Here is a 13,443-nt window from a genome sequence, read left to right on the forward strand (position 1 = left end):
CTTTCCCCATCTCCCCATCTACCACACTCCCCATCTCCCCACCTCCCCATCTCCCCATCTCCCCTTCTCCCCATCTCCCCATCTCCCCATCTCCCCATCTCCCCACCTCCCCATCCCCCCACCCCCCCATCTCCCCATCTCCCCATCTCCCCATCTCCCCATCTCCCCATCTCCCCATCTCCCTACACTTTATCTCCTATTACTATCACCACCACCTTATTTATTTGTCAAGTTTAGCCGTATATTTTATCTCAACAAAATAAGATTAATTTACTTTTTTCTGCTGACCGTAGATTTTTTTTATTTGCCTTTAAACTGATATAAAATTAATCAAAATCAAAGCCATCTATAAGATATAGTCATTTAACTTAAGGATGAGACAAAAATAGGGTAAAATACTCAAATAGAATTGAGGAGAGTTTAAAGAATGAGTTATAGTTTAGACTTAAGACAAAAAGTGATAGATTACGTAGAAAGCGGTGGTAAAATCACCAAAGCAGCGAAACTCTTTGGAATAGGAATAACATCCATATATAGATGGTTAGATAGGGAAGAACTTGAAGCCACAAAGGTAAGGAATCGTCAGAGAAAACTAGATAGAAAAGAATTATAAAAAGATATAAAAGAAAATCCAGAAGCAAAACTTAAACTCATAGCAGAAAAATTTGGAGTCAGTACAACAGCAATTTGGGGTGCCCTGAAAAAAATAAAAATAACTATAAAAAAAAAGAACTGCGTTATAGACAAAGGAATAGAAAAGAAAGAATAAAATATTATAGATTCTTGAGATAATTAATAAAAATATCTGGAAGTCCAAGTAAGCGTATATATTGATGAATCAGGATTTGAGGAGGAAAGCAGTTGTATTGATGCTTGGTCAAAAAGAGGTAAGAAAATTTATGGATACAGACAAGGAAAGGGAGGAAAAAGAGAAAACCTAGTAGCGGGGAGAAGAAAAAGAAAAAAGGACTTAATTGCCCCAATGATATTCACAGGAAGTTTAAATGCAGAAGGATTTGAAGGCTGGCTATCAAAATATTTATTACCCTCAGCTCGAAATTCCTTCAGTATTGATTATGGATAATGCTCCAATCCATCGCCAAAATATAATTAGAGAAATGGTAGAATAAACAGAACATCAAGTAATATTCCTCCCCAAATATTCTCCTGATTTAAATAACATTGAACATGATTTTAGTGCATTAAAGAGAGCCAGAATGTATGCCGATTCACATAAATCTTTAGATGAAATTATTCGTGATTATTGTATAGTTTAATGTCTCATTCTTAAGTTAAATAACTATAGTTCTAGTTGATAATAGTTGTACTTGTGCGGATAAAAAAATCACTTACAATCATCAATACAATCAACTTCATCTATACAAACATAGACTGTAGCTGAAGAAGGAAGAAGGAAAGACTGAAGTTGGAAAGACCGAAGTTGGAAAAAGTGGATGGGGACTCAAACTCCAACCAATTGTAAACACTATTTAGACCGCAGGGTATTAAACCCAAAAGAAAAAGATAAAAATCAGCCATAAGATTTAGTTAAATATTGACCAGACCAACTAGAATTGAAAAAGAAAACATTCGCTCAGTTTTGGACAATTGTTCTCTTAGGCCATCAGAAAAAACAATACGAATAGTACAATTTTAAGAGAAAATTATACTAGCAATCTCAAATATATGATTAAGGACAAACAAAAATGATATACAGTCGTAGATTAGCCAAAATTCTAGCCCCAATATTCATCAGCTTATTGTTATTGACATCTGCTTGTGGTGGAGCCAAACAACCAAGCCGTTTTGACCAAGCCCAAGAACAAAGCAAAACAGAACGTCCTTCCCAAGCTGAACAAGTATCTGGGGGTAGTCTAAACAAATACTTCCCATCATCAAGTGGCGACTATAAACTCAACTATGCTCAAGAGAAAAAAGGTTTTGCTCAAGCAAGTCTTAAAAAAGGTGGTCAAGAAGTAGCAGTCATGTCTATCAATGACATCTCCGCCTCCCCTGCTGCAGCCAACAAATTCCAAAACAGCAGCAAGAAAATAGGAGGATATCCAGCAGTTGAACAAGGTAAAACTACCACTGCGGTATTAGTAGATAATCGTTTCCAGGTAAAAGCTCAATCAAAAGACCCCTCATTTACCCCCAGCGATCGCGAAGCATGGCTACAAAAATTTAATCTAAGTGGCCTATCAAGTCTCAAATAAACAACTCTCCCCTCAAACTGAAACAATTACTCTTCTGTTATAGCAGTGCGCGCTGGTATATTTACTAATTGCAGGAACTACCCAATAGCTAAAAGTCTCATAAGATTTTCTACAGAATGCTTGTGCAAACAGTTTTTTATTCCCCCTATTGCCTTTTGCCTTCCGGAGCTGTTGCCTGCGCGTTTGCGTCAGCATTCCGCACCGAAAGCGCTATAACTTCCAAATTTTCACTTTTTACTTAACCAAAGGAGTCAGACACAAATGAGCAAACCAATTTTTGAATTAGTAGATGAACTGCCCACTGACAATATTACAATTAAAGCCTTACGCGCCTTAGACTTTGTTGTCCCTGGAGAGTGGGATAACTTGGTGGGATTTGAAAATACCATCCGCACTGTAACAGGGGAAGACGACGAAGACCTAATTCAGCAAATAGGCGATCGCGCCGTAATTCTATTCAATGACAAAGCTCAAGGATATCAACGTGCTTTGTGGCTATACCAAACTGTCAGTGGAGCAGGTCGTGCTGTAGGTGCAGCTACCCTAGCTAATATGGTTGGTAATAAAATTCCTCTAGTGGGAGGTTTGTTAACTAGCCTCACTCCTAAACCAGGAAAAGCCCAAACTATCGATCTATCTCTAAAAGTAGTGGCTGAGTTATTAGGTTTTTGCTCCATCAATGGCATTCCCGGAGATAGTATTGGTGACTTTGTAGGGGCTTTGGGTGATTATAGTGGAGAATCTTTGATGCGGTTAGCAGCCTTAGTTTGTTTTGATGGTTTAATTCCTCTTGGGCCAGACTTTTTACAAGCAGTTTCAGAATGGATCGAACAACTATCCCCCTCAGACCTAGAAGAAAACGAAGGTTTTAGGGAAATGGAAGATGCTATTCCTGGGGATGGTAAAGACAGTAAATTAGGCTTTATCGGGGAAGCCTTCGGTTCCGTTTCTGGTTGGATGGGAGATTTTGTCAGTGATCGAGGCATTACTCCCCATAATGTGGCCAATAGTCTGCAAAGTTTTGTAGAATTTAGCGATGATAAATTGGATTATTTGGCTGCATTCTTAGATGTGAGTACCAATTATTATGAACATACAGGAGTTCAAACCCTGGCTCGTCGTTTAGTAGAACGAGCTTATGCAGAAATTTAATTAAGGAAGCATTTATGGCTGAAGAAAAAGAAGCTAAAAAATCTGAAACTAAGCCTGCTGGAGGCAAGGTAAAAAAAGAAAAGCCCCCTGCTGTGGAAGATAAACCTTTTGCGGAGTTTATGCAGCAAGATTATTTGCCAGCTTTGCAACAAGCTCTAACTCAGCAAGGTATTGACGATCTGGACTTGAACCTAGTTAAACAGAAATTACCTATGGTTGGCCTCAGTTCATCTGAAGAATGTTGGCAAGTGATGGGTAAGTTTAAACAAGGCCAGCGTCAGTTCAATGTTTATTTTCCGAAAAAAGATATTAAAGGCCCCAGAGCTTTTTCTTGTGCAGATAATGGTGCAAAACCTGCTACTCTGGAACCTTTTTTAATTGACGAGCGTAAAATTACTCTGGGTTTATTAGTGTTTGGCGTGATTCAACGTCTGAATGCTCAAAAGTGGCTAAGTTTAAACTAGTGCAAAAAGGTAGAAGGCAGGATAGCTTTAGTTATCTAGGATAGCAGAAGGCAGAAGGGAAGAAAGGTTATTGTACAAACTTTTGAATCTTTTTTAACTGGTTAGTTATTTCCGCTATCCTGCACTAGAAAGTTAAGTTGTAGCGATCTTTTATTTTATATAGTAGATACTATGTTTCTGTTTCTCTGTGCTTCAACTAACTCGCTGCCCCATCGACCTCGAATAATTTCGTAGAAGTCCACGTCTGTTTCTAGCAAGCAGGCGTGACCACTATTTGGCAGAATAACCATTTTAGCTTCAGGCAAGTGCTTGACTAAAAACTTAGCTTGTGATATAGATGGCAATAGTCTGTCGGCTGCACTAGCAATAACTAATACAGGTTTTTTTAACTTTTTTAGTTGATTCTTGTCTACCTGGAATGAACGCATTAATTCTAATCGCCAGATTGAGGTCTGTTGAGAAACTGACTGCATGGCCTCTAATAAGGCTTGACGTTCTGCCCTTTCTATCCGGCCAAGAGCTGCTAAAAATGGTAAAGTCCCTGTCACCGATAATCGATATAAATGGCTTGGTAGGTATTGAGTTAGATATGAGCCATATTTGACTAAAGGTTGTTGACTAAATGAGGAGGCTGAGTTGACTAAAATCAGCTTGTTGAATAATTCAGGAGTAGTAAAAGCAACTTTTAGGGCTAGACATCCACCAAAAGATTCTCCACATAGGTAAACAGGTCTTTTCGGTATTGCCTCTCTTTCTATTTTAATTAACTCTACTGTCTTTTCTAATAACTGTTTCCAGCTCGATAGATCGTTGGGTGGAATACTCAGACAGCGAATATCAAAAGCATTTGATAATCTTGACTGTTGCGATCGCAACAATTTACCTGTTCCATCCATAGCAGGCAAGAAAATCAATAGAGGTAATTCTGGTCTAGGTTTAGTTGGCCTTAAAAAACTAATTTGGCTATTTGCCACTTGCATGATTGAATACAAATAAAAAGTAATTAATGATTGATAATTTAATGATTAACAGTTAATATTTCTGAGTAATTTATCATTTAGCTTTTATATCTATAGATTAGAATTTTTTTTCTACGAACTACCTAATTATTACTTAAGATTCGCCTAGTGCAGGATAGCGGAAACAACTGACCAGTTAAAAAATCCTCAAACAATTACAAATCAATATTCTTGACTTTTAACTTCCGCGTAGTAGCACTGGTCTGACTTAACTAACAATATAGTAGTTTTGGGGAAAACAAAATTCAATTATTTAATTATTAAATTTATTAATGAATAAGAGCAATTTTTTATATTAGTTTCTAGAATAAATTAGTTGGCCTTAAAAAACTAATGTGGCTATTTGCCACTTGCATGATTGAATACAAATAAAAAGTAATTAATGATTGATAATTTAATGATTAACAGTTAATATTTCTGAGTAATTTATCATTTAGCTTTTATATCTATAAGATTAGAATTTTTTTTCTACGAACTACCTAATTATTACTTAAGATTCGCCTAGTGCAGGATGGCGGAAACAACTGACCAGTTAAAAAATCCTCAAACAATTACAAATCAATATTCTTGACTTTTAACTTCCGCGTAGTAGCACTGGTCTGACTTAACTAACAATATAGTAGTTTTGGGGAAAACAAAATTCAATTATTTAATTATTAAATTTATTAATGAATAAGAGCAATTTTTTATATTAGTTTCTAGAATAAAATAGAGAGATAAATCAAGTAAAATCTAAAGGTTTAATCCTTAAATACAACCTTCTATAAGTAAATTAGCAATTTCTTGGCTAACATAATCGGTCAAATTGTTGACTAACTGTTTAGCATACTTTCCATAATATTGCTGACGGTGGGAAGACTTAACCCAAAACGGGCGACCAAACATGATATTAGAGCGCTGATAAACTATCGCTGGATGCCATCCAGGTTGATTAAATAAAGGTTCTGAAGGATCAAAAAAACTTAACAACTTCAAAGGTATTCTCGAAGAAATTAACTGCTCATCAGATGAAGCGATCGCCACTGGCAAAACTGCCAAATTAGCAACTGGCGAGGGCAAGGCCAAATGAGCAAATCCTCTTTGAAAATCACTAATAAAATTAGGTGGAGTATACCGAACCATAGGTGAAGTTCCTTCTGGAAAAACCCCTACCATTTCTTCAGCTTGTAATAGTTTTGTCGCCTGTCGGAAAAAATCTTGTTGTCTATGAATCGAATTATCTAAAGGAAAACAACCCAAAGCAGTAACCATTTCTCGTAGTACAGGTACTTGGCCCATATAGTGATGACAAGCAAATTTAATTTGTCGATTAACGGCCACTGTAAGTAATAAAGGGTCCATAAAACTACGATGGTTACTTACAACAATTATGCCTCCTTCTGAAGGAATCCTGTCTGCATGATAAACAAAAGTTCTACTGCCAATAGCAGCTAAGAACAAACGAGAAATAAGCAGTAAACTATTTGCTTGGTCTCCCATCTTGGCTCTGAATAATTATGTATGTCGATTCTAGACTCTCATAAATATTTTCTCAGGATAGTAACGTTAGGATACCAAAAGTTAAAATTTCTTTGAGAAAGTCCAGGAAAACATAATAACAGCATTACTGTTATGGTAGGGGGCTTTATTGGCTTTTACAGCTCAATTAATTAATTATATTGGTTAGGTCAATAAACAATCCAGTTAAACAAAGTATAAATCAAATAGGTCGATACTACTAGACTCGTTGTCAATGACCCAACGCTAAACTCCGGTTATAGCGTAGGCTTGTAAGTCTAGTATTTACAAGTCTTGAGTTGACCCGGCTAAGTCTTAATTGACTACGTTAACGGTAGATGCTAAAAGACCTACCTGCGAATACTTCAACAGTTCGCTGCTCTAGAATTCAACAGTTAAACATCTTAATTTGGGTATTGGAAGTGCTGTTGGGAATAGCTGACCGTTAACATTGCCTAGTTGAGCTTTACCCCAGCAATGGGAGTTTTAACCTTATGCGTACAGGTCGTTCATCACAAGCTCATAATTGTCTGAGCGAAAGACGAATACAATAGGTCACTGTCGTATCTTGGAGCCAAGGCGGTAGGGTTTTCAAAGGAGGAAAGTAATTTATTTGCTGGTTGCTTTCCTCCCAGCACTAAATCAAATTATAGTGCGGGTCTCCAGCAACTATTTTAGATGATTGTACCCAGAATCAATTCAAATCAATAGTATTTCACTCTGATTTTCCATGAAAAACACATATAAAACTCAGGATACCTTTGCAATTACAACTCCCCTTTACTACGTTAACGCTCTACCACATATAGGCAGTGCTTATACGACTATTGCTGCTGATACGGTAGCTCGTTTTCAAAGGCTACAAGGTAAATCAGTGCTGATGATTACTGGCACAGATGAGCATGGCCAAAAAATTCAAAGGACAGCTCAGAGCAAAGGCAGATCCCCCCAAGAACATTGTGATTTAGTGGTATCAGGATTTGAGTCTCTCTGGCAACAACTCAATATTCAATATGACCGTTTTAGTCGTACTACTGCATCTAACCATGAATTAATTGTCAAAGAATTTTTCCAAAGAGTTTGGGATCGAGGTGATATCTATTTAAGTCAGCAACAAGGATGGTATTGCGTAGCTTGTGAAGAATTTAAAGAAGAGCGCGAACTTCTAGAAGATAAATATTGCTCTATTCATACTAACCAAAAAGTAGAATGGCGCGATGAGCAAAATTATTTCTTTCGTCTTTCTAAATATCAGGAAAAACTACAAGCTTTTTACCAAGAACAGCCTAATTTTATTCAACCAGAAAGTCGTCGCAATGAAGTCTTAAATTTTGTTAACCAAGGATTACAAGACTTTTCAATCTCTAGAGTTAATGTAGATTGGGGTTTTCAATTACCAGTAGATCCAAGCCATACTATTTATGTTTGGTTTGATGCTCTATTAGGTTATGTAACAGCACTCCTAGATCCTGATAGTGAACCTACCCTAGAGAATGCTTTATCAAAATGGTGGCCGATTAATCTACACCTAATTGGTAAAGATATACTGCGTTTTCATGCTGTTTATTGGCCAGCAATGCTAATGTCAGCAGATTTACCAATCTCTCATCATGTTTTTGGACATGGATTTTTGACCAAAGATGGGAAGAAAATGGGTAAATCTCTGGGTAATACTTTAGATCCATTTGAATTAGTCAAAAAGTATGGCTCCGACGCAGTTCGTTACTATTTTCTCAAAGAAATAGAATTTGGGGTAGATGGTGATTTTAGTGAAACCCGCTTTATTAATGTCCTAAACGCTGACTTAGCTAATGACTTGGGTAATCTACTAAATCGTACTCTCAAAATGGCTCATAAATATTTCAAAGGCCAAATTCCAGATATTAATGGTGAGCAAATAGAAGTCACTCATCCACTTAAAGCAATAGGCATGAGTTTGGGCGAACAAGTTATTCAAGCTTATACTGATTTAGCTTTTAGTCAAGTTTGTGAAGCCGTATTGGCCTTAATTAGAACTGGCAATAAATATATAGACGAAACTGCTCCTTGGAGTCTATATAAGCAGGGTCAGTTAGAGACCTTAGCAGAAGTGTTATATTCTGTGTTGGAATCTGTTAGACTCGCGTCTTATCTTTTATCGCCAATAATTCCTAATATTAGCAATGTTATCTATCAGCAACTAGGTTTCTCAAATGACTTTAACGATAAATCAGTAATTAATAGTTCAGAAATTTTTGTCAAACAAACAAACTGGGGCGCTTTACCAAAAAATCAAATTCTTGGGCAACCTCAACCGATTTTTCAAAGAATAGAGCTGGCAGAAACTGTTTCTTAAAAAGCTAATTGTAGTATCGTTTTTTTTCAAATTACATCGTCTATTTTGTGTGCTGAAAAATTATATCTGAGTTAAGAATTCCATTTCTTTATTCAATAAAAAAACCGAGGTTAAAAATCATGTTGAATCATCAACAAATAGAAATTAATGAGATATTTACTCCCGAACAATTGCTAGAAAATCGTGGCAGAGTAGCAATTTTTATTGATGGATCTAATCTATTTTATGCTGCTTTGCAATTAGGAATAGAAATTGATTACACTAAGCTTCTTTGTCGTCTTACTGGTGGTTCTCGCCTTCTACGTTCCTTTTTCTATACAGGAGTAGATCGTACTAATGAAAAACAGCAAGGATTTTTGTTGTGGATGCGTCGTAATGGTTATCGTGTCATTTCTAAAGATTTAGTACAACTACCGGATGGTTCTAAAAAAGCTAATCTTGATGTAGAAATAGCAGTTGATATGATGGCTTTAGTCGGTTCTTATGATACTGCTATATTAGTTAGTGGAGATGGAGATTTAGCTTATGCTGTAGATGCTGTTAGTTATAGGGGTGTTCGGGTCGAGGTAGTTAGTTTGAGGTCTATGACTAGCGATAGTTTAATTAATGTTTCTGACCGTTATGTAGATTTAGAAAACATTAAAGAAGACATCCAAAAAACTTCTAAGTCTCCTGGTTATACCTATCGTCCCCTATCAGCTATAGGTTTAATGGAAGAACATGATTAAAAATAATATTTGTTCTAATTTAATTTAGAAAAATGATCAAACTCTAGAACAATAATCAATTTCAAAGTGTTGTTAGTTTTTGTTGATGTTAGTAGATTAATAACTAGAGAATTATATACTCTACGTTTAATCGGTAAGTTAAAGCAAAAATTGAATATTATTTGCTACAAGGAAAGTTAGAAAATTGAGCATTATCCTAGTAAAAGCAGGAAACTTTTTGCTCATAATTAAAAACTTTCCTTGAGTTTTTTTACTGATATAATAGCAATTTTATAAATGTTTGTTAAACTTTCTTGAGTAGGGGAGTGGGAAAGAAATAAACATAAGAATAATTAACAACAACTGGCGTTCTAATTATCAAAAAAAGTCATTCTGCCTGTGTTAATTACTTACAGCGCAATTCATTTAAGTAGACTACAAAATTCTTTGAGGTTAGGGAGTAGGCAGTAGGAGAATGCTTTGACCAAAAAATAAGGTCATTTCTCAAAAAGTTTTCTACATTTTATTGAGCAGGGGAGTATGGCAGGGCTCATTCATTGTCACTAGAAGAAAAATTGATAGGGAGATGGGGACCCACCCCTCGCCCCTCCCCCTGCCTTTCAAGGGGATGAAAAAAATAAACTTTAGTATTTTAAGCCTCTGACTTCAGCGGTCAGTACTGATAACTGATAACTGATAACTGAAATGACCACTGTAGTCTATCTATTTGAAAACCGCTATAATTCTCAGTCTATATATTCATTAACACTTTCCAGTGCTATATCTATTAACTACTATTCTTGTAGACTTTTTATGATCGAACAAAATAATTCTTTTTCTTATTTCCATAATTCATCAATACCTTTATTCATTTTAGTAACTTTACTTCTAGGAATAACTGCTTGTAATCAACAAAATCAAGTTCAAGAAAGTATATCGGAACAACCTGTTCCTACTCAAACACCAGAGAGTGACTTGACTTTAAATGATGTTACTTTAGAAGAAGCATCAGAAGAAGGTCAAATGTTGTGGCGAGTAAAATCTCAACGAGCTTCATATTTGGAAAATCAAGAATTAATAAGAGTTACAAAACCTGAAGGTGAATTATTTCAAGATGGAAAAGTAACCTATAAAATTACTGCTTTACAAGGAGAAGTATATCAAGATGGAAACAAAATTATATTGATAGATGAAATAGAAGTATATGATATTCAAAATAAAGTAGTTATTAGAGGACAACAACTGGAGTGGTTGACAGAACCAGGAATTATTATTGTCACTAATAATATTACGGGTAGTAACGAACAAATACAAGCATCAGCTCAGAAAGCAAAAGTTATTAGTCAAGAAAAAAAAATAGAGTTTTATGGTCAAGTAGTAGCTATGGTCAAAGAACCTGTGCTTAAAATACAAACAGAACAACTATTTTGGCAAATAGAGCAAAAAAAATTGGTTACTAATCAACCTATAAAAATCGAACAACTCAAAGATCAAAATGTTATTGGCAGTGCTTATGGTGACGAATCAGAATATGATTTAGGCAATAAAATAGCTACTCTCAAAAAAAATGTGCAGCTACTCCAAACTGACCCAAAAGTACAAATAAGTAGCGACTTAGTTACTTGGAATATGTCACAAAATTTGATTACTTCTCCAGGACCTATAACAGTATTAGAACAAGAAGAAAAAGTAGTATTGAAAGCTAATCAAGGTCAAGGAAATTTTCAAAACAATACCTTCAATTTATTAGGAGATGTTATTGGTGTAGGACAAAATAATCAAGCTCAGTTGAATAGCGATCGCCTAACTTGGTACTTTGAAAATCAAACTTTTGAAGCAGAAGGAAACGTATTTTATCGTCAAGTTGACCCACCATTTAATGTTAGAGGTCCTCGGGCAGTTGGACAACTAGAAAATGAAAAAGTTACCATTGAAGGTGGTAGTAGTAATGTAGTCACAGAAATTATTCCTCAATGAAAGAAGAAGGAAGAAGGAAGAAGGAAGAAGGAAGAAGTTAAGAAGTAAAGAAGGAAAAATCTTACCGAATAATTAATAATTAATAATTAAATAATTTTGGTTTAAAGCCTCCCCTTTTAAGGGGAAAAAAAGAAATAATATTTCATTATATTCAATCAAGAATGGTTTTAACCAGAGGTAATTATCAATTATCAATTATCCATTAATTAAGTTGTCTAAGTTTTCAGCTTTTGATATGTCTGCGACCTTTCCTTCGACTGCTGTATATGCAGTTAATGTTTATCAAAATAATTGGGTCGCGCAACCTTGCATTAAAAGGCAAAATATTTTTGGAGGGTGGTTCATCCATCTCCGTGAAAAAAATAACTTCTGAGTTCTGATTTTGTTAAACAGTGCTACACCATATTTAATATTTACAAAAGCCTAAGTTCTGAAAATATTAACCCACAACCTACCGCCTAATTCTCTACAAAATCTCGAAAATTTTCATAAAATATTCAGCAAGTATATTATATTCGCAGTTGTGAGAACATATCCAAAACAAACACCCCATAGTGGCTATCACTGGGATGGTAGCGATCGCCGTTTCTTTGAAGGTTGGTATTACCGAGTCACCCTACCAGAAGAAAAACAAACCTTCGCCTTTATGTACTCTATAGAAGATCCTATAGGTGGCCAACCTTACAGCGGTGGTGGCGCTCAAATTCTCGGTCCGAATGATGAATATCTCTGTCGCACCTTCCCAGATGTCAAAAAATTTTGGGCAGCACCAGAAGTCCTAGAATTAGGTCATTGGGGAAAAACAAATTTACCAGCTCCCATTGGTTATCTAGACCCACAAGTATTCGATGCTCAAATCAAACAAGGATATCAAGCTACTGCCACTTGGCATCAAGGAATTCTCTGTGACCCTGGAAAAAATAACTACTGCCGTTGGCAATACCAAACAAAACCTATCTATGGTTGGGGAGACCCAGACGCACAACAACAATCAACTGCTGGTTGGTTATCATTTTTGCCAATTTTTGAGCCTGGATGGCAAATATTAATGGCTCACGGTCTTGCCACTGGATGGATAGAATGGAATAGCAAAATCTATGAGTTTACCAATGCACCTGCCTATAGCGAAAAAAATTGGGGCGGTGCTTTCCCCAAAAAGTGGTTTTGGCTCAATTGCAACAGTTTCTATGACGAATCAGATTTAGCTTTAACTGCTGGTGGTGGTAAGCGAGGAGTATTGTGGTGGATGGAAGAAGTGGCAATGGTTGGTATTCATTATCAAGGTAAATTTTATGAGTTTGTACCGTGGAATTCGGAAGTACATTGGCAAATTCAGCCTTGGGGAGAATGGCAAATGCAAGCCAAAAATGACAAGTTTGAAGTAGAGTTGAATGGAACGACGAACTTATCTGGTACACCTCTACGAGCACCATCTGAACAGGGATTAATATTTTTGTGCCGGGATACTATGCGCGGTCATTTAATCTTGAGGTTAAGAGAAAATCGGGGTAGTCATTCAAAGTTGATTCTGGAAGCAAGAAGTGATTTATGTGGTTTAGAAGTTGGTGGGGAGTCTTGGGAGAAAACCTGGATTAATTAATACCAAATTTACAAGACTTATATCATGTCCGCTTACAGCGGTTTTCCTGCACGGTAGACCACAGTAGAGACGTTTCATGGAACGTCCCTACAAGGTGCGTAATTATGACGATGTGGTTCATCAATATGAAAAGCGCTGTAATATCATGTCCGGTAGCATCGGTCTTGTATAGCAAAGGTAGGCAATAGCTCCGGAAAGCAACAGCTCCGGAAGGCAGGAATACTACTATAGCAAGAAAAAAAACTTAAATTTCCTGTAGATATTCACTCTGGGGTTTACACAAATCCTCTTACACAGGGCAAATATCCGTATAATCCCTGCTCCCTGTTTCCTTCTCCCTCACAGGAGTGCGCGTTCCCTGTCTTAGTCGGCATTCCCATGGCGAGGAGACCGTTCCCTACGGGACGCTTTCCTTGCGGAATGCTATCGCAAACGCGTTAACATAGTTGTTCGCTAGCAAACGCCGGGTTCCGACC

The 13,443-nt window shown here is 36.4% G+C and carries 10 protein-coding genes and 1 pseudogene; 8 read left to right on the forward strand and 3 right to left on the reverse strand.

Annotated features, from left to right (window positions below; genetic code table 11):
* Nucleotides 1-18: 18 nt before the first annotated feature.
* On the reverse strand, nt 19-162 hold the full coding sequence (locus F6K23_RS31670; RefSeq protein WP_293163484.1) for a hypothetical protein: 144 nt from the start codon (nt 160-162) through the stop codon (nt 19-21).
* Nucleotides 163-427: 265 nt separating this feature from the next.
* Between F6K23_RS31670 and F6K23_RS31675 the strand changes: the two are divergent.
* The 4 genes and pseudogenes from F6K23_RS31675 (at nt 428) to F6K23_RS31690 (ending at nt 3,832) form a co-directional block, all read left to right on the forward strand.
* Nucleotides 428-1,277: pseudogene (locus F6K23_RS31675) on the forward strand (IS630 family transposase).
* Nucleotides 1,278-1,706: 429 nt separating this feature from the next.
* Entirely contained in the window at nt 1,707-2,216 is a 510-nt protein-coding gene (locus F6K23_RS31680) for a hypothetical protein (RefSeq protein WP_293163488.1), read from the forward strand.
* Nucleotides 2,217-2,477: 261 nt separating this feature from the next.
* Nucleotides 2,478-3,368: a hypothetical protein gene (locus F6K23_RS31685; RefSeq protein ID WP_293163491.1), complete on the forward strand. Its 891-nt coding sequence runs from the start codon at nt 2,478-2,480 to the stop codon at nt 3,366-3,368.
* Nucleotides 3,369-3,382: 14 nt separating this feature from the next.
* Entirely contained in the window at nt 3,383-3,832 is a 450-nt protein-coding gene (locus F6K23_RS31690; RefSeq protein WP_293163493.1) for a DUF2996 domain-containing protein, read from the forward strand.
* A 155-nt stretch (nt 3,833-3,987) separates the two neighbouring features.
* On the opposite strand, the gene F6K23_RS31695 is transcribed toward F6K23_RS31690, so the two are convergent.
* Complete coding sequence (locus F6K23_RS31695; RefSeq protein ID WP_293163496.1) at nt 3,988-4,812, reverse strand: alpha/beta fold hydrolase; 825 nt, start codon at nt 4,810-4,812, stop codon at nt 3,988-3,990.
* A 786-nt stretch (nt 4,813-5,598) separates the two neighbouring features.
* A complete protein-coding gene (locus F6K23_RS31700; RefSeq protein WP_293163499.1) occupies nt 5,599-6,330 on the reverse strand; it encodes a 1-acyl-sn-glycerol-3-phosphate acyltransferase in 732 nt (243 codons plus the stop codon).
* 748 nt (nt 6,331-7,078) lie between these two features.
* Here F6K23_RS31700 and metG point away from each other — a divergent pair.
* The 4 genes from metG to F6K23_RS31720 all read left to right on the forward strand — a co-directional run bounded on the left by metG (nt 7,079) and on the right by F6K23_RS31720 (nt 12,967).
* Complete coding sequence (metG, locus tag F6K23_RS31705; protein ID WP_293163501.1) at nt 7,079-8,683, forward strand: methionine--tRNA ligase; 1,605 nt, start codon at nt 7,079-7,081, stop codon at nt 8,681-8,683.
* 119 nt (nt 8,684-8,802) lie between these two features.
* Nucleotides 8,803-9,411, forward strand: coding sequence for an NYN domain-containing protein (locus F6K23_RS31710; RefSeq protein ID WP_293163503.1), 609 nt, complete (start codon nt 8,803-8,805; stop codon nt 9,409-9,411).
* Nucleotides 9,412-10,095: 684 nt separating this feature from the next.
* The gene (gene lptC / locus F6K23_RS31715) at nt 10,096-11,367 is read left to right on the forward strand and encodes an LPS export ABC transporter periplasmic protein LptC (protein ID WP_293163505.1); all 1,272 of its coding nucleotides are present in this window, start codon (nt 10,096-10,098) and stop codon (nt 11,365-11,367) included.
* Between the two features lie 523 nt (nt 11,368-11,890).
* Entirely contained in the window at nt 11,891-12,967 is a 1,077-nt protein-coding gene (locus tag F6K23_RS31720) for a tocopherol cyclase family protein (RefSeq protein ID WP_293163507.1), read from the forward strand.
* Nucleotides 12,968-13,443 lie beyond the last annotated feature (476 nt).

Source organism: Okeania sp. SIO2C9 (assembly GCF_010672455.1).
GTDB lineage: Bacteria > Cyanobacteriota > Cyanobacteriia > Cyanobacteriales > Microcoleaceae > Okeania.